Origin of the sequence: Variovorax sp. MHTC-1 (assembly GCF_003984645.1) — a bacterium.
Classification (GTDB): domain Bacteria; phylum Pseudomonadota; class Gammaproteobacteria; order Burkholderiales; family Burkholderiaceae_C; genus Variovorax.
Map to the genome: position 1 here is coordinate 208,513 of NZ_RWKI01000004.1, position 25,935 is coordinate 234,447.

At 69.3% G+C, this 25,935-nt stretch carries 15 protein-coding genes; 6 read left to right on the forward strand and 9 right to left on the reverse strand.

Annotated features, from left to right (window positions below; genetic code table 11):
- Positions 1-2: 2 nt before the first annotated feature.
- From EJI01_RS09060 to EJI01_RS09075, 4 genes are read right to left on the reverse strand one after another with little or no spacing between them, the layout of a single operon-like run.
- Positions 3-1,073 (reverse strand): PLP-dependent cysteine synthase family protein, encoded by a 1,071-nt coding sequence (locus EJI01_RS09060; RefSeq protein WP_126836779.1) that lies wholly within the window; start codon positions 1,071-1,073, stop codon positions 3-5.
- A gap of 27 nt (positions 1,074-1,100) precedes the next feature.
- Positions 1,101-2,888 (reverse strand): cytochrome c biogenesis protein DipZ, encoded by a 1,788-nt coding sequence (locus tag EJI01_RS09065; RefSeq protein WP_126836780.1) that lies wholly within the window; start codon positions 2,886-2,888, stop codon positions 1,101-1,103.
- 24 nt (positions 2,889-2,912) lie between these two features.
- Positions 2,913-4,229: an ATP-binding protein gene (locus EJI01_RS09070; RefSeq protein ID WP_126836781.1), complete on the reverse strand. Its 1,317-nt coding sequence runs from the start codon at positions 4,227-4,229 to the stop codon at positions 2,913-2,915.
- A gap of 23 nt (positions 4,230-4,252) precedes the next feature.
- A complete protein-coding gene (locus EJI01_RS09075) occupies positions 4,253-4,669 on the reverse strand; it encodes an organic hydroperoxide resistance protein (RefSeq protein ID WP_126836782.1) in 417 nt (138 codons plus the stop codon).
- A gap of 260 nt (positions 4,670-4,929) precedes the next feature.
- Between EJI01_RS09075 and EJI01_RS09085 the strand changes: the two genes are divergently transcribed.
- Complete coding sequence (locus tag EJI01_RS09085; RefSeq protein WP_126836784.1) at positions 4,930-5,670, forward strand: response regulator; 741 nt, start codon at positions 4,930-4,932, stop codon at positions 5,668-5,670.
- Positions 5,671-5,681: 11 nt separating this feature from the next.
- Here EJI01_RS09085 and EJI01_RS29260 read toward each other — a convergent pair whose 3' ends face one another.
- From EJI01_RS29260 to EJI01_RS09095, 3 genes are all read right to left on the reverse strand, one after another.
- Positions 5,682-5,810 (reverse strand): hypothetical protein, encoded by a 129-nt coding sequence (locus EJI01_RS29260; protein WP_260602379.1) that lies wholly within the window; start codon positions 5,808-5,810, stop codon positions 5,682-5,684.
- A 1-nt stretch (position 5,811) separates the two neighbouring features.
- Positions 5,812-6,372 (reverse strand): thioredoxin family protein, encoded by a 561-nt coding sequence (locus EJI01_RS09090; protein ID WP_126836785.1) that lies wholly within the window; start codon positions 6,370-6,372, stop codon positions 5,812-5,814.
- Positions 6,373-6,704: 332 nt separating this feature from the next.
- Complete coding sequence (locus tag EJI01_RS09095) at positions 6,705-7,496, reverse strand: DUF2182 domain-containing protein (RefSeq protein WP_126836786.1); 792 nt, start codon at positions 7,494-7,496, stop codon at positions 6,705-6,707.
- Positions 7,497-7,647: 151 nt separating this feature from the next.
- Between EJI01_RS09095 and EJI01_RS09100 the strand changes: the two genes are divergently transcribed.
- Positions 7,648-8,262, forward strand: a complete 615-nt coding sequence (locus tag EJI01_RS09100) for a DUF1326 domain-containing protein (RefSeq protein WP_126836787.1) — start codon at positions 7,648-7,650, stop codon at positions 8,260-8,262.
- 36 nt (positions 8,263-8,298) lie between these two features.
- Positions 8,299-9,177: an FkbM family methyltransferase gene (locus tag EJI01_RS09105; protein WP_126836788.1), complete on the forward strand. Its 879-nt coding sequence runs from the start codon at positions 8,299-8,301 to the stop codon at positions 9,175-9,177.
- Here EJI01_RS09105 and EJI01_RS09110 read toward each other — a convergent pair.
- Positions 9,161-11,692: an ABC transporter permease gene (locus EJI01_RS09110; RefSeq protein WP_126836789.1), complete on the reverse strand. Its 2,532-nt coding sequence runs from the start codon at positions 11,690-11,692 to the stop codon at positions 9,161-9,163. The two genes, EJI01_RS09105 and EJI01_RS09110, sit on opposite strands and share 17 nt — an antisense overlap.
- 187 nt (positions 11,693-11,879) lie before the next feature.
- On the reverse strand, positions 11,880-12,095 hold the full coding sequence (locus tag EJI01_RS09120) for a YciI family protein (protein WP_409513940.1): 216 nt from the start codon (positions 12,093-12,095) through the stop codon (positions 11,880-11,882).
- A 255-nt stretch (positions 12,096-12,350) separates the two neighbouring features.
- Here EJI01_RS09120 and EJI01_RS09125 point away from each other — a divergent pair, with 255 nt between their 5' ends.
- The 3 genes from EJI01_RS09125 to EJI01_RS09135 all read left to right on the forward strand — a co-directional run bounded on the left by EJI01_RS09125 (position 12,351) and on the right by EJI01_RS09135 (position 25,934).
- Entirely contained in the window at positions 12,351-23,186 is a 10,836-nt protein-coding gene (locus tag EJI01_RS09125; protein ID WP_185878872.1) for a cadherin-like domain-containing protein, read from the forward strand.
- 61 nt (positions 23,187-23,247) lie between these two features.
- Complete coding sequence (locus EJI01_RS09130; RefSeq protein ID WP_126836792.1) at positions 23,248-25,149, forward strand: TolC family protein; 1,902 nt, start codon at positions 23,248-23,250, stop codon at positions 25,147-25,149.
- Positions 25,146-25,934 (forward strand): efflux RND transporter periplasmic adaptor subunit, encoded by a 789-nt coding sequence (locus EJI01_RS09135; protein ID WP_185878873.1) that lies wholly within the window; start codon positions 25,146-25,148, stop codon positions 25,932-25,934. The genes EJI01_RS09130 and EJI01_RS09135 overlap by 4 nt, the downstream gene beginning before the upstream one ends.
- The last annotated feature ends 1 nt before the right edge of the window (position 25,935 follow it).

Consider the following 25,935-nt stretch of genomic DNA (forward strand, 5'->3'; position numbering starts at 1 on the left):
GCTCAGCCCGCCAGGATTGCGTCGACGCGCCGTTGCGCCGCGCTGCAATCGCCGAAGGCGTTCGCCACCCACGCCGCATCGTGGTAGCTCGGCAGGTAGCGCTCGCCAGCGTCGCACAGCAGCGAGAGGATCGAGCCCTGCCATCCCGCTGCGCGCATCTCGCCGGCCAGTGCCAGCATGCCGATGAAGTTGGTGCCGGTCGACGGGCCGACCCTGCGGCCCAGCAGCGCCGAGAGCGCGCGCATCGCGGCGATCGAGTCGGTATTCGGCACTTCGATCATGCGGTCCACCAGCGAAGGGATGAAGCTGGCTTCCACGCGCGGCCGTCCGATGCCTTCGATGCGCGAGCCCGGCGCGGTGAGCGTCGCATCGCCGCTCGCGTGGTAGGCCGCGAACACCGAGCCCTCGGGATCGACCACGCAGATCTGCGTGTCGTGGCAACGGTAGCGCACATAGCGCCCGATGGTCGCGCTGGTGCCGCCGGTGCCGGCGCCGACCACGATCCACGCGGGCACCGAGTACCGCTCGTGGCCCATCTGCTGGAACATGCTCTCTGCGATGTTGTTGTTGCCGCGCCAGTCGGTCGCGCGTTCGGCGTAGGTGAACTGGTCCATGTAGTGGCCGCCCGCGCGCTCGGCCAGCGAGCGCGCTTCGTCGTAGACCTCGGCCGCGTGGTCCACGAAATGGCACTGGCCGCCGTAGAAGGCGATCTGCGCGATCTTCTCGGGCGAGGTGCTCTTCGGCATCACGGCGATGAAGGGCAGACCCAGAAGCCGCGCGAAGTAGGCCTCGCTCACCGCGGTCGATCCGCTCGAGGCCTCGACGACCGTGGTGCGCTCGCCGATCCAGCCGTTGCACAGCGCGTAGAGGAAGAGCGAACGCGCGAGCCGGTGCTTGAGGCTGCCGGTCGGATGCGTCGATTCGTCCTTGAGGTAGAGATCGATGCCGTGCGCGGCGAAGGCCGGCAGCGGCAGCGGGATCAGGTGCGTGTCGGCGCTGCGCTGGTAGTCGGCCTCGATGCGGCGGATCGCGCTGCCGAGCCAGAGGCTGTCGGGAGGGGAGGCATGGGTCACGCCGACGAGTCTACAAGCCCTGTGCGCTCAACCGAAGGTGAATGCATAGGCCTGCGCGCCGGCATCGAGGAATTCGATCTCGAACAGGCGCTCCTTCGCGGATGCCGACTGGCGAACCAGTTGGTAGAGCCGCTGCGCGTCGATCGTTCCGTTGCCCTGGGCGTCGATGTCGGACCCGTGGTCCGCAAGCGGCGGCTTGCCGTCCACCAGCACCTTGAAGCGCACGGGCCTGCCGTCGGCCGAGGGGCCGAGCACCAGGTGCAGATCGCGCGCATGGAAACGGTAGGCGATGCGGCCGTTGGCGCGGTTCGCGACCGCGCGCTCGCGCTCCACGGTCCAGTCGCCGGCGAGCGCCCATTGGTTGGTTCGCAGCGAAGCGGCAGCCTGGTAGGCGTTCGCGCGATCATTCGCGATGCCGCCCGGCGAAGCGAAGCTGTGCGTGCGTTCGTAGCCCAGATAGGTTTCTCCCGACAACGCGGGCGTCGAGCCCGGCGCGGCCTGGACGCCTTCGCCATGCGGCGCGACCAGCCCGGACGGAACATCGCTTCGCCCAGCCTCGGCCAGCAGCTGTTGGATGACTCGTTCCAGTTTCTCGTACCGGTTCTCTCCGAACTGGTGATGGCGGATGCGCCCCTCGGCATCGATGAAATAAAACGCTGGCCAGGCCTGGTTGTCGAAGCCGCGCCAGATGGCGAAGTCGTTGTCGATGGCGACCGGGAAGTCGATGCCGAGATCCTTGGTCGCGCGGCGAACGTTCGCAGGGCGCTTCTCGAAGGCGAACTCGGGCGCGTGCACGCCGAGGACCACCAGGCCCGCATCCTTGTACTTCTCCGCCCACGCGCGCAGGTAGGGCAGGGTGCGCAGGCAGTTGATGCACGAGTAGGTCCAGAAGTCGACCAGCACCACCTTGCCGCGCAGGCCTTCGGGCGTCAGCGGGGCGGAGTTGATCCACTCGGTCGCGCCGGCCAGCGAAGGAAAGACGCCCTCGATGCCGAGCGCTCGCGCGGGTGCCGGTTCGCGGGCGGCTGCCGTCGGGATCAGGCCGGTCTCCTCGGCAAGCAGGCTGGTATCGGCGGGCTGCGGCTTCCGCAGCCCGATCTTCTCGACCAGCGCCTGCTCCAGTGCCGAGGTGGTGCCGACCGAGAGGCGCGCGAGCAGGCCGGTGTCCAAGCCCAGTGCGATGGCGCCCACACCCACCAGCACCGCTGCGCCGGCAGCGCGCCGGATCCATTCGCCGGTGTGGAGCGATCCCTTCAAGGCCGCGAACACGCGCCCGCCGAAAAGCAACGCAGCCGCCAGCGAAGTGCATGCCCCGGCGGCATAGGCCAGGAGCAGCAGCGAGGTGCCGACGCTGGCGCCGTTGAGCGCTGCGCCGGTGAGGATCAAGCCGAGGATCGGACCGGCGCAGGGCGCCCAGAGCAGGCCCGTGCCCACGCCCAGCAGCAGCGGCGACAGAAGGGAAGGCCGTGCGCCGGTCCCTTCCGCCTGCGAGTCCGACAGCCGGATGCCGAGCGCGACCAGCGGCCTGCTCAGGCGGTCGGCCACGCTCGGGAACAGCAGCGTGACGCCGAAAACCGCCAGCAGCGCGATCGCGGCGTAGCGCCCGTACTGGTTGAGCTCGACCACCCAGCCGCCGCCCACCGCGGCCAGCGTAGCAATGAAGGCAAAGGCCAGCGCCATGCCGAAGAGAAGGGGCAGGCCGTGCGTGCGGAACGGCCGATCGGCGCGCGCGAACACGAAGGGCAGCACCGGCAGGATGCACGGGCTCAGGATGGTGAGCACGCCGCCGAGGTAGGCCACGATTAGGAGGAGCATGGTGTTTCTCGATGGGCGCAGCGCTCAGGCTGCGCCGGGTTTGAACAGGGTCACGCGGGCCTCGAGCCCGCCTTCGCTGCGGTTCTGCAAACTGAGCTCCGCGCCCATCGCCATCGCGAGCTGGTGCGCGATGGCGAGTCCGAGGCCGGTACCGCCGGTGCTTCGGTTGCGCGAGCTTTCGACCCGGTAGAAGGGCTTGAGCACGGCTTCGAGCTCGTCGGGCGGGATGCCCGGCCCGTTGTCGAGCACCGCGATGACCAGCCGGTCCGCATCGGCCTGCACCCGCACGCGCACCTCGCTGCCGAACTTCAGCGCGTTGTCGACCAGGTTGACGAGGATGCGGCGCAGGGCATTAGGGCGCGTCACGATCGGCGCGTCGATGCGTCCCTCGAGCAGCACCTGCTGGCCGGAGTCCTCGTAGTCGCCGACCATGCTCTCGAGCAGCGCGTCGGCATCGACGCGCAGGGGCGGCTCGGTGGCGCCGTGCAACGTGCGCGCATAGGTGACGCCTTCCCGCACCAGCGCATTCATGGCGTCGAGGTCCTGCCGGAACTTCAGCTGGTCGCGCTCGTTGTCCATCATCTCGGTGCGCAGCCGCATGCGGGTGATCGGCGTCTGCAGGTCGTGCGAGATGGCAGCCAGGATCTCCACGCGTTCGGCCATGTAGCCGGAGATGCGCCGCTGCATCGCGTTGAAGGCGCGTGCCGCATGCGCCACCTCGGTGGGGCCTTCTTCCTCGAGGTTGCGCGCCTTCAGGTCGGGCCCGAGCTCGTCGGCTGCCGCGGCGAGCCGCGCCAGCGGCCGCGTGACCAGCCGCACCGCGAGCCAGGCGCAAAGGGCCAGCACCCCGAGCTGGATCAGGAGCAGCCACACGACCCAGTTCGACACCGGCATGCCCACCCGCCTGGCGTCGACGATCACCGGGCTGCCGTCCGCCAGCTTCACCTCGATCCGAAGGCCGTCGGTCGGTTCGGCGACCTGCGCCACCTTCACGACCTGGAACGGATGCAGCGCATTGACGATGGCAGTGGCGAACTCCTGCGCCGCCGGCGCCGTGGGCTCCGGGCCCGTGACGCTGCCGCCCAGCACGAAGCGGTAGTTGCGCCGCTCCAGCCGGCCGAGCCAGCTCGCGCGCTCGGCGGCGGGCAGGCGGTCCAGCAGGGCAATCGAACTCGCGATGTCGCGTTCGATGCCGCTCATCATCAGATCGCGCAGCGCCATGCCGCGCTCGTAGCGGATCGCCGCGAAGGTCAGCAGCTGCGCGATCGCGAGGCCCACCACGATGATCAGCGTCATGCGGGAGAACAGCGAGCGGGGGACGAGGCGGTGCATGGTGGGCATGGACGGGTTATAGACCTGCCCGCTCAGACCAGGTTGATCTCGACGCCGATGTTGCCCCGCGTGGCCTTGGAGTACGGGCAGGTCTGGTGCGCGGCGTCGACCAGCGCGCGGGCGACTTCGGGATCGATGCCCGGCAGGCTGACGTTGAGGCGGGCCTGCAGGAAGTAGCCGCCTTCCGCGGTGCCCAGGTCGACTTCGGCGTCGACGGCGAGGTCGGCCGGCAGCTTGACCTTCATGCCGGCTGCAGCTTTTCCGATAGCGCCGATGAAGCAGGCGGACCAGCCGGCGGCGAACAGCTGCTCGGGATTGGTGCCGCTGCCGTTGCTGCCGGGAGACGAGAGCTTGATGTCCAGGTTGCCGTCGGAGCTGCGGGATTCGCCGCTGCGGCCGCCCGTGGTGTGGGTCTTGCCGGTGTAGACGACCTTGTCGATGCGTGTCATGGTGGATTCCTTGGTTGGTTGAAGAACTGACGCAAGGATTGTTGGAGCGAAGCCGCCGGAAGAAAGCGAGCTTCGTATGCCTGTGTATCCGGGCCGTCTTTCACAACAGTAAATTTCACTGTCGTCGCCGGCATCGCGGGCGCCGCGAAACACAATGTCGTGGCCTGCAGCGCCGGATACTTGGGCATACAAAGGAGTCGATTCCGGCGCAGGAGCGGACTACATTGCGCTTGCAACACCTGCTCGAAGCCCCCACTGCCATGACTCCCAAGACCTCCGACCACATCCTCATCGTCGACGACGACCGCGAGATCCGCGAACTGCTCACCACCTACCTGGTCAAGAACGGCCTGCGCGTGGTCGCGGTGCCGACCGGCCGGCACATGCGCGCCGCGCTGGAGGAATCGGGTCCCTTCGACCTGATCATTCTCGACTTGATGTTGCCGGGCGAGGACGGGCTGACGCTGTGCCGCGACCTGCGCACGGGCAAGTACAAGTCCACGCCCATCCTGATGCTGACGGCGCGCAGCGAGGAGGCCGACCGGATCCTCGGCCTCGAGATGGGCGCCGACGATTACCTGGCCAAGCCCTTCTCCGCTCGGGAGCTGCTGGCGCGCATACGCGCCGTGATGCGCCGCACCCGCATGCTGCCTCCGAACATGCGTTCGACGGAGTCGGCGCAGAAGCTCGCCTTCGGCGATTGGCATGTGGACACCACCGCGCGGCACCTGCTCGACGCGAGCGGGACGATGGTCGCGCTGAGCGGCGCCGAGTACCGGCTGCTGCGCATCTTTCTCGATCATCCGCAGAAAGTGCTGAGCCGCGACCAGCTGTTGAGCCTGACCCAGGGCCGGGAAGCTGAGCTCTTCGAGCGCTCGATCGACCTGCTCGTGAGCCGGCTGCGCCAGCGGCTGCGCGACGATGCGCGCGAGCCGAGGTACATCAAGACCGTGCGCAGCGAAGGCTACGTGTTCGCATCGGCGGTGGAAGCGGTCGACTGAGCCGACAGCGCCTAGCCGCGGGCGCGCTTTTCGGGCCCCGCGCGCTGACGGGCCGTGATGCAATGGCAGCTCGTCGGATTGCGGATCTCGTGCGAGATGCCGCCCGCCAGGAAGAGCAGGGCGAACCAGATCTTTTTCACGTCATGAGCCCGCAGGCGACTGCTGCGCAAGAAGCGCCTGGATCTTCTTCTCGGTCTCGCCGTAGCGTCCCTCGCCGAAATGCGAGTAGACGACCTTTCCCTGCTTGTCGATCAGGTAGACGGCAGGCCAATACTGGTTGTTGAAAGCCTTCCAAGTCGCGTAGCTGTTGTCCTGAGCCACGGCGTGCTTGATCTGCAGCTTCTTGATAGCGTCCTTGACGTTCTTGGTGGATTTCTCGAACGCGAACTCCGGCGTGTGCACGCCCACCACGACCAGGCCCTGGTCCTTGTACTTCTCGTGCCATTCCTTGACGTAGGGCAGGTGGTTCAGGCAGTTGATGCAGGTGTAGGTCCAGAAGTCGATGAGAACCACCTTGCCGCGCAGCTCTTCCATCTTCAGCGGCTGGGAGTTGAGCCAGGTGTCGATCTTCTGGAACTCCGGTGCCGAGCGGGTCGCGCCGGCGGCGGTGTCGCCGCCGAGCGGAGGCGCGGCGAAGGTGAGGGCGGCCACCGACGCTGCGGCGGCCACGGCAAGGGGAATTGCAATGGATCGGATGTTCATGGTGATTTCCTTTCGGTGAGCGATGAGACTGGCTTCGGAACGAACGGATTCTTGGGCGCGTTCGGCCTTGCAAGTGCACATCGCGTATGCCTTTGTATCGGCGCGAGAAATCCACACACTACGTTTCGCAGCCATCGCCGATGCCGTCTGGACGCTCGCGTCCCGCGCCTAGTCCGCTGAATCACTGAAATCGGTCGGCGCTGTCCACCCGATGCGGGCGCGCTGCGGCGTTGCAAATGCTCGCGATACCTACGGGTATCGCTGCGCTTTGCGCCTTGCATCGCATCCCGTCTCGGGCGTCCCTCACCGCCCATTTCAATGATTCAGCGGACCTAGCCCGCGGCTGCAATCAGCTTGATGCCACCCAGGGCGATCAGCACCATGCCGAGCGCTGCAGCCAGACGGTCCCCGCGAGGCAGCAGTTTCTCGAGCGCGACGGCGATCGACAGCGCGGCGACCCAGGCGAGGTTCATGACCCCGCCGACGAACAGCAAGGCCATCAACGCCCAGCAACAGCCCACGCAGAACAGCCCGTGCCGCGCCCCCATGACGAATGCACCGTACGCGCCGGGGCGCCATTCTCCGAGCAGGAAGCCCATCGGCGTTCGACAGCGCGAAAGACACATGCGCTTCACGGGCGAGAACTGGTAGATGCCGGCGATCAGCAGCAGCGCGCCGGTCAGCAGCGGCGACGTGCTGAGGATCATCGGGTCGATCCAGCCCGGGAACTGGAGCGCCCACTGCGCGGCCGTGGCACCTGCGCTGAAGACGAACCACACTGTCAGGTACGCGGCGACGAAGCCGCGCGCCCGCGCCATGTCCCCGCTGGGCGCGCTCATGTTGACGAAAGTCAGGACCATCGGCATGGCCGAGGGCAGCATCATCGCGGCCATCATGACCGCCCACATGGACCAGATGGCGAGCACGTTGGACGCGGTCCAGCGCGACGAGGCGGGCATCGTCAGTTGCGCAAAGGGATGGCCCATGTCGATCGCGATCCAGGCCAGGAATGCCCAGGCTATCAAGGCGAGCGCGAGGATCCCGATCGCCCACCTCGGCTGCCGCGCAATGAGAGCGGCCGGGCCCTGCGGCCTGTCCGTCGAATCGCGCCTCTCCTGTTCCATCGACAGCCCTTCCTGTGCGCAACCGCTATTCGATCCAACACCTGTCCCGAACGATCCGCGCCTCGCGGCGGCCTGTCAACCCGCAGCTTGCAGGCACCCGGCGATCGGCATAGCATTCTTTTGGCGGCGCCTTCTCTCGGGGAGAATCCTGATGACCAACTGGCATGTAGACGGCGAGTACATGGAGACATGCAACTGCGCCTTTCTCTGTCCCTGCATCACCTCCAACCTCACGGCACGGCCGACCGAGGGTGATTGCAAGGCCGCGGTCGCGATGCGTATCGACAAGGGCGAGAAGGACGGCGTGAAGCTCGACGGCCTGTCCTTCATCGTGCTGATGCATTCGCCGGGCGCGATGGGCGACGGCAACATCACGGTCGGGCTGATCGTCGACGACCGTGCCTCGGACCCGCAGGCCGAGGCGATCGCCGCCATTGCGACAGGTTCGGCCGGCGGCCCGATGGCGGCGCTCGGGCCGCTCGTCGGCCGTGTCGCAGGCGTCGAGCGGCGGCCGATCCACTTCGACGTCGACGGGCTGAAGCGCACGGTGCGCGCCGGCGAGCTGGTCGACCAGGCGTGCGTCGGCATGGCGAGTGCGGTGGCGCCCGACCAGGCCATCGGCGTGGACAACACGGCCCACCCGGTGAACAGCCGGCTGTCGCTCGCCAAGGCGACGCGCAGCAGCTTTCACGCTTTCGGCATCGACTGGGACGACGCGACCGGCACGCGCAACGGACACTTCGCGCCGTTCTCGTGGGCCGGTTGATTCACCCGAGCGCTGGGCAAGCCACCGGCATCCCCATTGATCAATTTCGGACGAACATACGCAGCGGAACGGCTCCTGAAGAGCGCGGTCTTCACCAAGCTTTTCTTCCCGCTGTTCACGCAGCGGGCAGCCGAAAGGTTTCCGCAGTTCGTCGTCTTTTCCTCCGACCTGATCGGCCAGGGCATCAACCTCTACGGCTACTGGGAGCACGAGGAACTCGAGGCGCTGGCGCAGTGGCTGGAGGACCATCATGTCGTCGGGGGCGCGATGCTCGACGTGGGAGCGAACATCGGCAACCACAGCGTCTTTCTCGCCCGGCACTTCGACATCGTCCATGCCGTGGAGCCTTCTCCTCGGACCTTCGGCGTGCTCCTGATGAATGCTTCGCTGGCCTCCAATATCCAGTGCCACCAGATCGCGGCGTCGGACAGGAACGGGCTGGCCGCATTCCGCCTGGAGACCGTGAACGTCGGGTACTCCCGCATCGTCGACGCCCCGCTGAGCGGCAGCACCATCCAGGTGAGGTGCTGGAAGCTGGACGACTATTTCCAGGAGCTAAAGGACATCCGCCTGGTCAAGATCGATGTCGAGGGGCACGAAGCGCAAGCCATCAAGGGAATGGAAGCAATCCTGCGCAAGTGCTCGCCCATCGTCGTATTCGAACAGCACTTCAGTGCGTTCAAGGACGGCAAGTCGGAGGCGATCGAGCTGCTCAAGGAGAACGGCTACACGGAGTTCTACTTCGTCGACAGGGTTCCTTCGACGCAAGGGGGAGGACGTACCTCCAAGCTCTGGTTCTTCCTCTGTTCGCTCCTCATGGGCTTCAGGCTTGTCGTCAAGAAGCGGTCGGAGTTGGAGCCGGCCTTCTACGAGATGCTGATTGCCAAGAAGGCGGCCGTCACCAGTCTTCCTTGACGGCCAGCACCGCATCGCGCGCGGCCGCCGCGCGGCCCGCCAGCCAGGCGGTGAAGGTGCCGGCCGCCACCACCGCGGCGCACAGCGCGGCCAGGCGTGCCCACGGCACCAGCAGGTCCATGGTCCAGTGGAAGCTCTGCGGGTTGACCACGTGCACCAGCACCACCGCGACCGCGAGCCCGAGCCCTAGGCCGGCCAGAGCGCCGATGGCGGTCCAGGCCGCGCCTTCGCCGGCCACCACCGCGAGCACCTGGGCGCGCGTGAAGCCCAGGTGCGCGAGCAGCCCGAATTCCTTGCGCCGCGCCAGCACCTGCGCGCTGAAGCTGGCGGCGATGCCGAACAGGCCGATGCCGATCGCCACCGCCTGCAGCCAGTAGGTGACGGCGAAGCTGCGGTCGAAGATGCGCAGCGAGGTTGCGCGCAGCTGGCCGACGGAGGCGATCTCGATCGGCTCGGCGGCGGCGGCCGCGCGCACCGCCTGCTGCACCTGCGCTTCCGATGCACCCGGCGCAAGCCACAGCGAGATGTCACTCACGCTGCGGTCGCCGGTCAGGCGCTCGAAGTCGCGCGCGTCCATGGTGATGGCGCCGAACTGCCGCACGTAGTCGCGCCAAACGCCGGCGACGAAGAAGCGCCGGCCGCCGCCGAAGGCCTTGGTGAGCGCTTCGAAATCCGTGCCCGGCTTCGCGCCGTAGAGCTCGACCATCGCCTCGCTGACATAGATGCCGATCCGCCCCGTGGGCACCGGCAGTTCTGCACCGAGCAAGGGCAACGAGCGCGATGCTTCATCCTCCATGTTGCGCGAGATCAGCGTGACCGCCGGCCGCGTGGGATCGAGCAGCAGCGCGCGCGTGCGCAGCGTGCCGGTGCGCGCCACGCCGGGCAAGCGCGCGAGCGCCTGCACGAAGGCCGGCGTGAAGGCCGCCTGCTCGCTCTGGCTCGAGCTGCCGGCCGTGGCGCTGCGCACATAGAGATCGGCCGGCAGCACCACGTCGAGCCAGCGCGTGACCGACTCTCGAAAGCTCGCCACCATGACGGTGAGCGCCACCGCCAGGCTCAGGCTCGCGACCACGCCGCTGACCGCCACCGCGGCCGTGCCGCGCATGCGCCGCGCGCGCTCGATCGCGAGCATCGGCAGCACGCGGCGTTCGAACAGCGGCGCAAGCCGGTCGTAGAGCAGCGCGATCAGCCAGGGCAGGGCGGCGATGCCGCCGACCAGAAGGAAGCCCACCGAGAGGTAGGCCGCGATCGGGATGCCGAAGACCGCCGGCGCCGTCGCCAGCCCCGCACCGGCCGCGATCAGCAGCAGCGCCAGCTTGTGCGCGCCGCTTTGCGCAGGCGCGGCGCCCAGGCCCTTGAGCGTCTGCGCCTCCGGCAGCGCCTGGGCCGCGCGCGCGGGCCACCAGCCGCCGACCGCCGCGGCGAGCAGGCCGAGGCCGCCGTAGAGCAGCGCGGAGCCCGAGCTCCAGCGCAGCGTCGGCGCCACGCCTTCGAAATAGCCGCCGCCAAGGTCGCCGCCCAGCACGCGCAGCGCGAAGGCGGCAAGCGCGGTGCCGAGCGCGATGCCGGCGACGCTGCCGATGAGGCCCAGCACCAGCGATTCGGCCAGCACCAGCCGCAGCCGCTCGCGCGGCGTGAGGCCCAGCACGCCCAGCAAGGCGAACTGCTGCGCGCGCTTGGCGACGCTGAGCGCCAGCACCGAGAACACCAGGAAGGCGCCGGTGAACAAGGCCACCAGCGCGAGCACCGTGAGGTTCACGCGGTAGGCGCGCGAGAGATTGCTCACGCGTTCGGCCGCATCGCCCGGCTCGGCGATCCGGATGCCGGCGGGCCAGCCCGGCGACGCCTGCAGCGAATGAATGAAGGCCGCGCGGTCGATGCCGGGCGCGAGCCGCAGGTCGATGCGGGTGAGCTGGCCGGCGCGGCCGAAGAGATCCTGCGCGGCGCCGATGTCCATCACCGCTAGCGCGCTGCCGCCGGCCGCCACCTGGCCGGCCACGCGCAGTGCGTGCTGCTGCGTGCCGATGCGCAGCTGCACCGTGGTCGCCGTTTCGCCGAGCGCCGCGCGCGCGGCGGCATTGAGGAACAGCGTATCCGGCGCGAACAGCGCGAAGCGGTCGGCATCCGTCGCCGGCTGCGGCATCAGCGCAGGCGCGATCGTGGGCAGCACCAGCGCATCGACGCCGATCACGCGCAACGCGATGCGGCGTTCGCTGCCAACGATCGCCGTCGCCTGCGATTCGAGCACAGGGCTGGCCAGCGTCACCTGCGGATGCTGCGCCACGCGCGCGAACACGGCCTCGTCGAAGCCGCCTTGTGCCGCACGCAGCTCCAGGTCGGGCTGGCCGTTGACCGAGCGCACGGCGCTCGCGAACTCGTCGAGCGCCGAGGCGTTGATGAGCTGCACCGAGAAGGCCAGTGCCACGCCCAGCATCACCGCCAGCACGGCGGCCGCGTTGCGCCAGGGATGGTGGCGCAGTTCCTGCCAGGAAAAGGTACGAAGAAGCGCTCGCATGGAGCTCGCGATTCTGCGCGCTCGGTCAAAGCCGTCCGGCTTGCGCGGCGAGGTAGGCGCGCACCGCCGGGCTGGTGCTGAGGCCGGCCGCGCGCGCCGCGGCATCGATGGCCGGGTGAGCGCAGACGAAGGAGAGGCGCAGCCGCTCGTCCGGCGCGGCCTCGCCCCTGCGGTGTCGGCCGCGAACTCATCGACCAGCAGAAGCAGGCTCTGCGCGGCCTCGTCCTGCACGCAGGGCGCGCGCGGCCCATTCGAGCGCGGTGTCGAGGTCCGGCACCATGACGAAGTAGCCGCCGAGCTGCTCCTTGGTGTCGGCGAAGGGGCCGTCCTGCACCTGCCGCTTGTCGCCGCGCACGCAGCGCGGTGCTGTCTGGACGCAGCCACGTCTCGACGCCTGCCTCAAGCACCGCGACATCCTTCGCCAGCGGCACGAGGACGCGGAATGCGTCACGAACCGAAGGGAAATTGGTGTCGCGTCAGCCATACATACATGTCGAAATATTGGTAACGATCGAATACAACGTTGCTACCGCCCGCAGAATCAGCCCGCTCTCTTTAGTAACAGCTTTGCGTGCGGCCTCAGCAGTGTCCCGCCGCTAGTCGAACGCCTCCTATGCCCAAGCCCAAGTTTCTTCGCCCTCGCCCCCATCGATTTGCATTGGAGAGCCGGCAGCTGTTCGATGGTGCCGCCTTCGTCGAAGCAGCTACGCATTCCGCCGAGGCGCCCGCTGCGGGCGCAGCGCCGGCCGAGGCCCAGCACCATGCCGAGCCCGCGCACCCGGCTCCTGCGCCGACGCCGCACGAAAGCGTGGCGGAGCCGACGTCAGAGTCCCCGGCGACATCCACTGCGCCGCACGAGATCTACGTGGTCGATCAGAACATTGAGAACTGGCAGCAGCTCGCCGCTGCCGTGCCGCCCGGTGCGGAACTGATCGTGCTGGATTCAGGCTCTTCAGGTGTCCAGCAGCTCGCCGATGCGCTGCAGGGCCGCAGCGGGATCACTGCGCTGCACATCCTGAGCCACGGCAGCACGGGCGAGATCACGCTCGGCAACGAACAGGTGAACCTGGCCGGCCTCGATCGCTCCGCCGACGCCTGGCGAACCATCGGCGCGAGCCTCAGCGCCGATGCCGACATCCTGCTCTACGGTTGCGACGTGGCGGCCGATGGCGCGCTGTTCTCCCAGGCGCTCGGCAGCCTGACCGGCGCCGACGTGGCTTCGTCCACCGACGCCACCGGCTCGGCCGCACGCGGTGCAGACTGGATGCTCGAATCCGCGACCGGCCACATCGAAGCGCGCAGCTTCGCAACCGCCGACTTCGATGGCGTGATGGCCGCGCCGACGGTGACGACCACCGCGACCCGCCTGACGGTCGCCGAGCCGAGCAGCCTCAATGCGCCCGGCGCCGACCGTGCGACTCTGAGCGGCTGGACCATCACCGACGACGGCTCGGGCAACGTAACCGTCACGGTCGTCGTGGAGGATCCGACTGCGGGCACGCTGTCCTCGGCCAGCACCAGCGGCGTCACCGCCATTGCGGGCGGCTACAGCTTCTCCGGCAGCGTGGCGGACGCCAACGCCTGGGTCAACCAGCTGGTGTTCAGCTCCGCCGATGTCGAGCTCGGCACCACGGCCGCCAGCACGAGGATCGTCGTGACGGTCACCGATTCGGAGACGCCGGCGCTGACGGCGACGCGCGCGCTCGACGTCACGGTCACGCCGTCGAACGATCCGGTCGCCGTCGCCGATGCGACGCAGTCGGTCAACGAGATCGGCAGCACCGTGCTCACGGTCGGAACGCTGAACGCGATCGATCCCGAGGTCGCACTCGGCACCCAGGAGCCAAGCCAGGTGGTGTACGCGCTCACGGCCGCTCCGGCGTACGGCTACCTGACGGTCAACGGCACGCGCCTGGGCGTGGGTGGCGTATTCACCCAGCAGAACGTGATCGACGGCCTCGTGGTGTACGTCCACACGGCCACCGGCGCCGACCAGAACACGCAGGACGGCTTTGCCGTGCAGATCAACGACGGCGCGACGCCGTCGAACCGCTCCGACTCGGCCACGATCACACTGAACGTCACGCCGCTCAACCAGGCGCCGACCGTCAGCGGTTCGGGCAACATCCTCGAAGGCCAGCCGGCGAACGCGCTCGAGGGCGGCAATCCCGCCTCAGTGGTCGGCGACCTCATCGTCGCGCAGGGCGGCGGCGACGATACCGATGCGGCGCTGACGGTCCGTCTGACCAGCCTGCCGACGGACGGCACGCTGTTCTACACCGGCACGGTCACGATCGGCGGCGTGTCGCAGGCGGTCAGCAACCGTGCCGTGACGCAGGCCGACATCGACGCCGGCTTCGTCTTCGCCTACAGCGCCCGCAGCGGCCTGACCTACGGCAACGCCGGCAACCGCGACAGCGACGGCAACCCCGCGACCGGCTATCCCTTTGCCGACGGCTTCGGCGTCGAGATCAGCGATGGCGGCGGCGGTGCCGGCGGCGGCGCAGCGCAGACCGCCAGCACGACCATCGCACTGAACATCCGGCCGACCGACGACGACCCGGCCCTCGACCCCGCGAGCAGCCTGCAGGCCAACGTCACCGCCCCCGGCGACGGGAGCGGCCCGTACACGGTCACTCTGACCATGGCGATGCTGAATGCCCTCGATGTCGACTCCAGCGACGACCGCCTGAGCATCGCCGTGGTCTCGCAGGCCTTGCTCGACCAGGGCCGCCTGCTGCTCAATGGCGAGGTCATGCCGAACGGCGCCACCTTCACCGTGGCGGACGTCAAGGCCGGCCGCGTGCAGTACGTGCAGCAGCAGGGCGCCGGGCCGAACCAGACCGACAGCTTCCAGTTCCAGATCCGCGACAACACCACCAGCGTGCGCTGGAACGCGGACGGCACGCGCATCCAGCGTGACGGCGGCCACTACGACGACAACGGAACACCGGGCGACTACGGCGACGACAGCCTGCAGACCTTCAGCTTCACGATCAACCTCGTGGAAACGCCGGACGGCAACGGCGGCGCCTTCCCGCCGCTGAGCAATGCCACCGCGCACGCCGACTCCAGCTATGCCGGCACCGACGCCACGGGCGCCTCGCGCGGCAACCTGACGGAAGGCGGGACCATCGTGCTGGCCGGCACCGGCAGCGATTTCAACGCCACGCCGGGGCTGAGCTACACGGCGGACGGCGTCCCGCCCGAGCAGGTGGTCTACACCATTCTCGGCTTCGACGGCGCGAGCGGCGGAGGATGGAACGGCGTGCTGCAGCGCTTCGACGGCAGCGCGTGGGTGAACCTGAACGCCTTCGATACCTTCACGCAGGCCGATCTGAATGCGAACAGCATCCGCTTCGTGCACGACGGCGCCAGCGAGGACTTCGAATCGAGCGTGCGGCTGTCGGCATCGGCCGGCGTGCTGGTCGACGACGGCGCGGGCGGGCTGACAGCGGATGCCTGGGTCACCAGCTTCAGCTTCTACGCCACCCCGGTCAACGATGCGCCGGTGACGGTCGGCACTTCCAACACGGTGATCCCCGAAGGCGAGATCGCCTACATCACCACCGGCCAGCTGCAGATCAGCGACCCGGACGATGCGGTCAGCGAAGGCTACCTGGAAGGCTCGGCCACGCTGCCCGGCAGCGGCGACAACTTCGCCTACAACAACGCGGCCAGCGGCACGGACGCCCTGCGGTTCGAAGTGCTGACGCTGCCGCCGGGCGGCACGCTGCAGTATTCGACCGACGGCGGCGCGACCTGGCTCGACGTCACCGCGAACCAGGTCATCGATGCCGCGCTGATCACCGGCACCGCCGGCACCACCGGCCTGCGCTTCGTGAGCGATGGCTCCGAGGTGCGCAACACCAGCTTCGACGTGCGCGCGGTGGACCGCTGGAGCGCCACCTCGAACACCGCGACGGTCGGTATCCAGATCACCAACCTCAACGATGCGCCGCAGATCGCACCCGATCCGACGCAGGCCGATCCGGAGACCTCGGTCAACGACCCGTTGACGGTGGCCGAGGGTGGCTATGCGCAGATCTCGACGGCCATGCTCTCGGCCTTCGACCCTGACAGCACCACCACGCAGGTGCAGTACACCATCACGGGCGCCCCGGCGCACGGCAGCATCGCCTATTCGACCGATGGCGTCACCTTCCTCAGGCTGGGCGTCGGCTCCGCCTTCAGCGAGGCCGATGTGCTCGCAGGCCGCATCTACTACCTGCATGGCGGCGACGAGTCGGACGGCGCCACCTATCCGAATCCGCCGAGCGACTCCTTCACCTTCAGCCTCGGCGACGGCGACAAGGAGCAGCCGGGCAACCAGTTCTGGATCTACGTCACGCCGGCCAACGATGCGCCGGTGGTGGCGGCGCCGGCCGGCCCGATCCCGGTCGACAGCGCCAGCGGCGCCAACAATCCGGTGCCGGGCTTCAGCGTGGCCGATACCGACATGGACACGCCCCAGGCCGGCGAGACCGACTTCGTGCAAGTCACGGTGCGCCTGCTCGATGCCGGCGGCAACGCGTTCGGCGCCGGCGCCTATACCGGCGTGACGATCGGCACGACTTCGCTCGGAGGCGCGACGATCGACGGCGACAAGAACGGCGCCGAAGACTTCCTGACCCTGCGCGGCACGCGCGCCCAGGTCAATGCGGCATTGGCCGGGCTGACCGTGACCTTCGGCGACGACCGCGACGCGGTCTACCAGGTGCAGGTCATCGCCGACGACCGGCTGCGCGATGCGGGCGGCGCGCTGGTGGACGCCGATGCGGGCACCGGCGGCGTGCAGCCGGGCGCCAACGGCGGCCCGGTGAACGAATCCGATCCGGCGGGCAGCGCCGGCATCGCCATCCCGGCGACCGAGTACGACTGGTACAGCGCCGCGGTGCCGACCGCCGGCGCCATCACCGGCAACGTAGCTGCCGCTTCGGTGCGCATCTACGCCTCGAGCGAGAACGACCCCGCGACGCTGGGCGCCCCGGCCTCGGCCAACGTGGTCGAAGACCAGGCGAGCTACATCGGCGGCGGCTTCGTCGTCAGCGATCCCGAGTCCGCCGCCTTCGATACGCCGGTCACCGTGAGCCTTTCCGTGCCGAGCGGCACGCTGGGCATCGGCGGCGCCGGCGTGCAGACCAGCTTCACGCCCGGCGGTGGCCAGGCGGTCGCCATTGCCGGCGACGGCACCGGCGCGCTGACCCTCACCGGCCGTGCGAGCGACATCCAGGCGCTGCTGAACAGCGGCGCCATCACCGGCCTGACCTACCGCAGCGCGGCCAATGTCAACCACGACACCAACGGTGCCGCCGACGGCGACGTCACGCTCACCGTCTCCTTCCAGGACGCGGGCTCGCGCATCGGCGATGACACCGGCACCGGCAGCGTCGCCAACAACCCGGCCGATGTCACCGTGGCGCTGACGATCGCGCCGGTGAACGACGCGCCCACCGTTTCGCTCAATGGCGGCGCCACGCCAAGTACACCGGTCGTGCTGACCGGCGGCGCGACGCCGACGGCAGTGCCCGGCTTCGTGGTCGGCGACGTCGACGTCACTGGCGACATGGACAACGGCTCGGATTCGGACGTGACCGACGGCGAGACCGACTTCCTGCAGGTCACGGTCCGCATCACCGATGCCGCGGGCAACGCGCTGCCCGCCGGTTCCTACAACGGCGCCAGCAGCGTCACCATCACCTCGAGCACCGCCGGCAGCTCCGGCGTGACGATCGACACCACCAACGACGGTACCGGCAGCGCGCTGGTCATCAGCGGCACCCGGGCCCAGATCCAGGCCTACCTGGACGGGCTCGAGGTCGCTCTGACCGGCGACCTGGCCAACGGCGACCAGGTCTACCGCGTCGAGGTCATCGTCGACGACCGCCTGCGCGACGGCGGCGGCACGGTGACCGGCGCCAACGGCGGCCTGAACAACGACGCGGACAACGACGGCACCGTGATGCCGCCCGCGACGCCGATCGATCCCTACGCGGCCACGCCGGGCGGCCTGGCGAGCAATGTCTCGTCGACCTACCGCACGCTGTTTCCCTCGTCCATCAACGACCCGGCGCACATCGCGGCCGGCAACCTGAACGCCAATGAGGGCGGCAGCAGCGTCACGATCACGGGCATCACCGTGACCGACCAGGATGCGCTGGAGACCAGCATCCTGACCACGACGGTCTCGGTGCCGGACGGCTTCACCATCACCGGCATCGGCGCGGGCACCGGCGGCAGCGCGGTGATTGCGGGCGACGGCCGGTCGGTCACCATCACCGGCACGCTGGCCGAGATCAACAGCCGCATCAACACCATCGCCGTGCAACTCCCGGATGCGCCGGGCGATGCCGCGCGGACGGACTGGAACGGCGCCTTCACCGTCACCGTCCAAGTCGACGACGAGGGCAACACCGGCGGGCGCCCCGGCAGTTTGGCCCCGGGCGACAACAGCACCACCGGCACCTTCGCCTACCAGGACGGTGTCGCCGCCGACCTCCTCACCACGCGCAGCTTCAGCTTCACCGTCAATCCGGTCAACGATGCGCCGGCCGTGGTCAACGGCAACACCGAGACGCTCGCGGCAGTGAACGAGGACGTCGGCAATGCGGCGGCCGGCAGCACCGTCGGCGCGCTGTTCGGCAGCCATTTCGCCGATGCGACCGACCTGATCGACAACAGCAGCCACGACGGCACGGGCGGCAGCGCATCCGACAGCTTCTTCGGCGTGGCAATCACCGGCCTCGCGCTCAACGCGGCGCAGGGCGAGTGGCAGTACTCGCTCGACGGCTCGACCTGGACTGCGGTCGGCGCGCGCAGCGACGCGAATGCGCTGGTGCTCGCATCGAGCGCACAGCTGCGCTTCGTGCCGGCTGCCAACTTCCACGGCACGCCGAACGCATTGACGGTGCGCCTGGTCGAGACCGATGCCAACGGCGACAGCGCCACGCCCGACCCGGCCTCCGGCTCGACCGTGAACGTCTCCGGCGCCGGCAACGGCGGCACGACCGTCTACAGCGCGGGCACGGTGGTGCTGTCGACCAGCGTCGCCAACGTCAACGACCGGCCGACCGCGACCGATGCCGTGCTCGCCACAGGCATCGAGGACCAGCAGGGCCAGCCGGCGCCTGCCGCGACCGTCGCCGGCCTGTTCGGCGGCGCCGGCTACGGCGACGCCACCGACAACCAGAGCGCCATCGCCGGCGGCGGCAACGCCGCCACCGCCTTCGGCGGCATCGCAATCGTCGGCAACGCTGCCACGGCGGCGCAGGGCACCTGGCAGTACTCGACCGACAGCGGTACCAGCTGGGTGAACGTGCCGACCGGTGCTTCCGACGGCAGCGCGCTCCTGCTCGCACCCGATGCCCAGCTGCGCTTCGTGCCGGCTGCCGACTACAACGGCGCGCCAGGCGCACTCACCGTGCGCGTGTCCGATGCGCCGGTGGCAACCGGCTCGGGCGACATCAGCGCCACCGTCGGTGACCAGGCCAGCCAGTGGTCCGTCACCCGCACGCTGTCCACCACCGTGGCGCCGCGCAACGATGCGCCGGTTCTCGTCGGAACGACAGGCGCGACCGCCGTCGAGAACGGCCAGACCGGCAGCGGCACCAGCATCCCGCCGGTGGCACTGCTCACCGGCGCCGCCGTGACCGACCTCGACCTCTCGACCACCCCGGGCCTGGCAACCGGCACCTTCGGCGCCGGCAGCATCACCGTCGGCTTCGATGGCTACCAGCCTGGCGACCTGCTGTTCGTCGACCCGGCCGCGCTGCCCGCCGGCGCCGTCGTCTCCGGCGGCAATGGCGTCCTTCTGGTCGTGCAGTTCGACGCCGACACCACGGTGGCCGAAGTGCAGGCGGTGCTGAACGCGCTCGCCTACCGCAGCACCAGCGACAACCCGACCAACTACGGCGCCGACACCGACCGCGTCTACAGCATCGTCATCAACGACGGCAACAACGTGCAGGCCGGCGGCAATGCGGGCGGGCCTGCGCTCGACAGCAACGTGCTGACCGGCACGCTCACGATCACGGCCACGAACGATGCGCCGACGGCGAACGACGACACGCACAGCGTCGGCGAGGACGCGGTCTCGGTCGGCAGCAACGTGATCACCGGCCGCCTGGCGCCGCAGGGCGACACCGATCCGGACAACACCGTGCTGACCGTGACCGGCGTGCGCACCGGCACCGAGGCCGGCACCGGCACTGCGGGCAGCGTGGGCAGCCCGCTGGCCGGCAGCTACGGCAGCGTCGTGCTCAATATCAATGGCAGCTACACCTACACGCTGGACAACAGCGATCCGCGCGTGCAGGCGCTGACGGCCGGCGAGACCCTGACCGAGGTCTACACCTACACCATCTCCGATGGCGCAGGCGGCACCGACATCGCCCAGCTCACCATCACCATCACCGGCGCCGCCAACGACGGCCCGGCCGACGACCTGCCCGGCATCGTGGTGAACGACCAGAACGGCGCCGCCACCGGCCAGCTCAGCGTGGACGAGGCCGGCCTCACGAGCGCCGACGACACCGGCGAGACGGCCGGCAGCACCTTCACCATCAGCGCGGCAGATGGGCTCTCCGCCATCTCGATCAACGGCACCCCGCTGACGCTGGCGCAATTGCAGGCAGCCACCCCCGGCACGCCGCTGACCATCACCACCGCGGACGGCGTGCTCCGCATCACCGGATTCACGCCGACGCCGACCGGCACGGTGGGCGGCCTCACGACCGCCGGCCAGGTCAGCTACAGCTACACGCTAACGCAGCGGCAGGACCACAGCGGCGGCGAAGTCACCGACCCGTTCGCCTTGACCGTGACCGACCGCGACGGCGACGTCGCGAACGGCACGCTCACCGTGCTGATCGTCGACGACGTGCCGCTGGCGGTCAACGACGCCAACAGCATCACCGAAGATGCGGCGCCGAACACCGCGAGCGGCGACCTGAAGATCAACGACAGCAACGGCGCCGATGCCGGCAACGGCGTGCCGGTCTCGGCCGTGAGCTTCGGCGCCACGGCGGGCACGGTGGGCAGCCCGCTGGCCACGACCTACGGCAGCATCGTCGTCAACGCCGACGGCACGTACACCTACACGCTCGACAACAACAACGCCACCGTCAATGCGCTCACGGACGGCCAGACGCTGACCGAGACGGTGAGCTACACCATCGTCGATGCCGACGGCGACCTCTCCACGGCCACGCTCACGATCACGATCAACGGCAGGACCGACGATGCGGGCGGCCCGTCGATCGTGCCGGTCGATGGCAACGGCGCCGCGGCCGGCGAAACGGAGGTGCGCGAGAGCGGCCTGACCGATGGCGCGGGCGGCACCGATCCGCGCGAAACCAGCGGCGGCACCATCGCGATCGAGGCGGCCGACGGATTGACTTCGGTCACGGTCGGCGGCACCACGCTGACGGTGGCCGAGCTGCAGGCGCTCGGCACCACGCCGGTCACCATCGACACCGGCGAGGGCACGCTGGTGCTCACCGGCTTCACCGCGACCAGCTCGGTCGGCGGCGTGCCCACGGCCGGCCAGCTGAGCTACACCTACACGCTCAAGAACCCGATCGACCAGCCCGGCGCGACCGAGAGCTTCGACCCGATCGCGCTGCAGGTCAACGATGCGGGCGGCGGCTCGAGCACCGGCACGCTGCAGGTGCGCATCGTCGACGACGTGCCGCTGGCGGCGGACGACTCGGCCAGCATCACCGAGGACGCGGCGCCGAATACCGTCAGCGGCGCCGTCAAGGCCAACGACAGGAACGGCGCGGACGACGCCAACGGCGTGCCGGTCACCGGCATCAGCTTCGGCAGCACGGCCGGCAGCCTGGGGACCCCGCTTGCCACCACCTACGGCAGCATCGTTGTCAATGCCGACGGCAGCTACACCTACACGCTGGACAACGCCAACCCCGCCGTCCAGCGCCTGGTGCCCGGCGAGACGCTGACCGACACGGTGAGCTACACCATCACCGACGCCGACGGCGACACTTCGACGGCCACCATCACCATCACCATCGGCGGCGCCAACGACGGCGTGACGCTCGAGCTCATCGACGGCAACGGTCCCGACGGCACCGGCCAGGCCACCGTCGGCGAGCCTGGGCTCGGCGACGGCAACGATCCGAGCGAGACCACCACCGGCCGCTTCGTGATCCGCACGCCCGACGGGCTCGGCAGCATCGAGGTCGGCGGCACCACGCTGACGCCGGCGCAGCTGGCGAACCTCGGCACGACCCCGATCACCATCGTCACCGACAAGGGTGCGATCACGCTGACCGGCTTCGACCCGGCGACCGGCGAAGTCAGCTACAGCTATACCCTGGCCGAGCGCCAGCCGCATGAAGGCGGCGAGGTCACCGACGACATTGCCGTCACCGTGCGCGACCGCGACGGCGACAGCACGACAGGCACCTTGCGCGTGCTGGTGATCGACGACGTGCCGACCGCGCGCGACGACGCCGCATCCGCCGACAGTGCGAGCCCCGGCGCCACCTCGGTGGCCGGCAACCTGTTCGGCCCCAGCGGCCGCGGGCCGGGAGACGTCGGCGACCGCATCGGCGCCGATCTCGTGGCCGAGCCCGTGACCGCCTTCTCCTTCGAAGGACGGCCCGGCGTCATCGGCGGCGCGCCGCTGGCCGGCGCGTATGGCGCGCTGCAGCTGAACGCGGACGGCAGCTACAGCTACGCGGTGGACGTCAACAACACGCGCGTGGCCTCGCTCGGCGACGGCCAGACCTTGACCGAGGTGTTCAGCTACACCATCACCGATGCCGACGGCAGCACGAGCACCGCCCAGCTGGTCGTGACGATCCGCGGCGCATCGCAGTTCCGGCCGCTCACGGGCGACCAGGTCTTGCCCATCGAGCACCCGTCCCAGCAGCGCTACATCGCGCAAGCCATGGAGCCGGCGCTCTTCGTGGAGCTCTCGGTCCGGGAATCGCAACGCATCAGCCAGGAAGCGCTGGCGTCGATCGCCTCGCGCGTGTCGGGCGGTGCGTACAGCTCGCTCGACGAGAGCCGCGTGTACGGCATCGGCCAAGACATGAGCAATATCCAGCACGTGAGCCGAGACGGCGTGTCGTCCTCGCTGCGCGCTCTGCAGGAGATGCAGCGGACGCTGGCGCTGCGCGGACTGGATGCCGGACTGCCGACCGGCGACAACGCGCTGTTCGGCAACTTCTCCGGCTTCGACGCGCCCTGGGAACAGCCTGCGCAGCAGCAGCCCGGCGACGAGCGCATCGTGGTGCCCGGCGCGAAGACCTCGGCCGCGCCGCTCGACGAACGCGCGCCGCAGGCGGAAGCGATCCGCCTGCCGGCCGAGCCCGCCGGCGCCGCGCGTCCCGCGGAGCCGGCGCAAGCCGCGCGCTCCTTCTCGAGCCGGCTGGCTGCAAGCGCAGGCGAACGCGGCACGGTGCGCGACCTCGTGCGCGTCCAGCAGCGCGAGGCGGTGCGCGTCAAGGTGCCTGCCGCCCAGTCGTGATACCAAGCCGGCCATCGCACGTGGGTGCCGCCGGACCCATCTTTCAGAACCCGATATCAACATGCGCGAGAGACTCAACGTGAAGAAATCCAAACTCCCCGCCGCGCCCACCTGGGCGGCCGCGGCCATCGCCGTGCTGCTGGCAGGCTGCAGCGTCACTCCCGTCCAGGTCACTCCGGAGGAAGTCGCACAGCGCGTCCAGAACGACCAGGCGCAGATGTACAAGGACCACGTGCCGGTCGCCGCAGCCATCAGCTACTCCGACGCGCTGGCGCGTGCGCTCAAGTACAACCTCGACTACCGGCTCAAGCTGATGGAGAGCGCGCTCGCGCGCGGCCTGCTCGATGTCTCGGCGGCCGACATGCTGCCCAAGCTGGTGGCCGACGCCGGCTACAACGACCGCAGCAACGATTCCGGCGGCACCAGCATCGGCATCGAGGACCGCATCGTGAGCCTGCGTCCTTCGACCTCGGAAGAACGCACGCACTACTACGGCCGCGCCACGCTGTCGTGGAACGCGCTCGACTTCGGCCTCGCCTACTACCGCGCCAAGCAGAGCGCCGAGGAGGTGAACATCGCCGAGGAGCGCCGCCGCAAGATCCTGCAGAACATCGTGCAGGAGGTGCGCAACGCCTACTGGCGCGCGCTCGGTGCGCAGCGCCTGCTGGCCGAGGCCGACCAGCTCGCCATCCGCATCGAGGACGCGCTGGGCAAGTCGCGCGAGGCCGAGCGCGCCGGCGTGCTGCCGCCGACGCTGGGCCTGGCGTACCAGCGCGCACTGCTCGATGCGATGACGCTGGTCAACCTCAAGCGCCAGGAGATGCAGTTCGCGAAGCGCGAACTCGCCGCGCTCATGAGCCTGCCCCCGGGCACCGAGTTCACGCTGGTCGACAGCCCTGCGGACAAGCTGGTGCCCTCGACGCTGGACATCGACAAGCTCGAACGCACGGCACTAGAGAACCGGCCCGAACTGCGCGAGGAGGACTACAAGGCGCGCATCAGCCTCAGCGAGACCAGAAAGCAGATCGCGGCGCTGTTCCCGAGCCTCAATCTGTACGCCGGTCCGCGCTACAACTCCAACGACCTTCTCTACAACAACAGCTGGACCGACGTCGGCGTGAGCGTGTCGATGGACCTGTTCCGCCTGGCGGCCATCCCCGCCATCAAGCGCACCAACGAAGCGCGCCTGCGCAACGACGAGGCCCGGCGCCTCGCGCTCTCGATGGCCGTGATCACGCAGGTGCGCGTGGCGGTCGAGCGCTACAAGCTGGCGGTGGTGGATCAGGAACTCGCGGCCGAGTCGAGCCGCGTCGACCAGCGCATGGCCAGCGTTTCGCGCGCCGGCAGCAGCAACCGGCTGGAAAGCGAACTGGAGTCCTTGCGCACCGATTCGCGCGCGCTCGTTTCGCGCTTCCAGCTCGCCACGGCCTACGCCGCGACCCAGGCTTCCTACGCTCGCGTGCTCAACTCGGTGGGCATCGACCTGCTGCCCGATGCCGTGACCGGCACCGACATCCCTACGCTGGCCAAGGCCATCGGCAAGAGCCTGCTCGAAGGCGAGAAGGTGGTGTTCGTCCGCACGGCTGCAGTGCAGACAGCCAGCCGTCCGATCGCTGTGCGCGTGCAGAACCTTCCCGTGGGCGTCAGCGAAGCTGCGGTGCGCGGCGCCGTGGAGCGCATCGTGGTGCGCAACGATCTGCAGACCGCGCAGGGCGGCGACGCGCTGCTGCTGACGCTCGCATTCGAACGCATGGAATCGCGCGCCACCGCGCGTGCGCAATGGCGCGTCACGCTGTCCGAACCCGGCGGCCGGCAGCTGCTGTCGCAGAGCTACGTGAGCTTCCTGCCGAACGCGCCGACCGAGCGCGCGCTCGCCGCGTTTGCCGAGGCGGCGACGCTGTCGGTGATCTCCGACCTGCGGCGCCTGGCAAGCGACAGCGCGTCGGTCGCGCAGAAGCCATGAAGCAGCCCGCAAGAGCGCTCGGCCTGCTCGCCGCTTCCATCTGCAGCCTCGGTGTCGGCCTGCAGCAGGCCAATGCCGAACCGGTGCCGGCCCGCGCTCCCGTGCAGAGCGCGGCCAGCGCCGCTGCACCGGTGCGCTTTCTCGTGGTGGCCGCGCAGGAAAGCATCCTCTCGGCATCCGTCGCCGGACGCTTCGCCAAGGTGCATGCGAACCTCGGCGACACGGTGCGCGCCGGCCAGTTGCTGGCCGCTTTCGATTGCGCCGAGGTCCAGGCGCGCCGCGACGCCGCGCGCGCCGAGGCCGAGTCGGCCCGCGTGCAGTACGAGGCCAAGATGAAGCTGCAGGGCCTGCAGTCGGCGGCCGAGGTCGAGGTCGAGCTCGCCGCGGCCAACGTCAACAAGGCGCAGAGCCAGATCCGCATCTTCGATGCGCAGCTGGGCCAGTGCGCTTTCCTGGCGCCCTTTGCCGGCAAGGTGGCGCGCGTGCACGTGAAGGTCGGGCAGGGCGTGAATCCCGGTGCCCCGGTGGTCGAGCTCGTCGGCAACGGCCCCCTCAAGGCGCGCATGAACGTGCCTTCGCAATGGCTGGCCTGGCTCAAGGTCGGCGACCGCCTCGAAGGCACGGTGGACGAGACCGCCGGCGCCTGCTCGCTCAAGGTGACGCGCGTCGCGGGTCGCGTCGATGCGGTGAGCCAGACGGTGGAGATCGAGACCGAGCTGGCCAGCACCAGCGGGCAGGTGCTGCCCGGCATGAGCGGCCAGATCCGGGCGCCGGCCGGGCGATGAG

What these genes read in the sequence shown, in the direction of transcription:
- EJI01_RS09065 (WP_126836780.1), bottom strand. Translation starts at nt 2,888, where the DNA reads ATGCTCCTCCTAATCGTGGCCTACCTCGGCGGCGTGCTCACCATCCTG.
- EJI01_RS09070 (WP_126836781.1), bottom strand. Translation starts at nt 4,229, where the DNA reads ATGCCCACCATGCACCGCCTCGTCCCCCGCTCGCTGTTCTCCCGCATG.
- EJI01_RS09075 (WP_126836782.1), bottom strand. Translation starts at nt 4,669, where the DNA reads ATGACACGCATCGACAAGGTCGTCTACACCGGCAAGACCCACACCACG.
- EJI01_RS09085 (WP_126836784.1), top strand. Translation starts at nt 4,930, where the DNA reads ATGACTCCCAAGACCTCCGACCACATCCTCATCGTCGACGACGACCGC.
- EJI01_RS09090 (WP_126836785.1), bottom strand. Translation starts at nt 6,372, where the DNA reads ATGAACATCCGATCCATTGCAATTCCCCTTGCCGTGGCCGCCGCAGCG.
- EJI01_RS09095 (WP_126836786.1), bottom strand. Translation starts at nt 7,496, where the DNA reads ATGGAACAGGAGAGGCGCGATTCGACGGACAGGCCGCAGGGCCCGGCC.
- EJI01_RS09100 (WP_126836787.1), top strand. Translation starts at nt 7,648, where the DNA reads ATGACCAACTGGCATGTAGACGGCGAGTACATGGAGACATGCAACTGC.
- EJI01_RS09110 (WP_126836789.1), bottom strand. Translation starts at nt 11,692, where the DNA reads ATGCGAGCGCTTCTTCGTACCTTTTCCTGGCAGGAACTGCGCCACCAT.
- EJI01_RS09130 (WP_126836792.1), top strand. Translation starts at nt 23,248, where the DNA reads ATGCGCGAGAGACTCAACGTGAAGAAATCCAAACTCCCCGCCGCGCCC.
- EJI01_RS09135 (WP_185878873.1), top strand. Translation starts at nt 25,146, where the DNA reads ATGAAGCAGCCCGCAAGAGCGCTCGGCCTGCTCGCCGCTTCCATCTGC.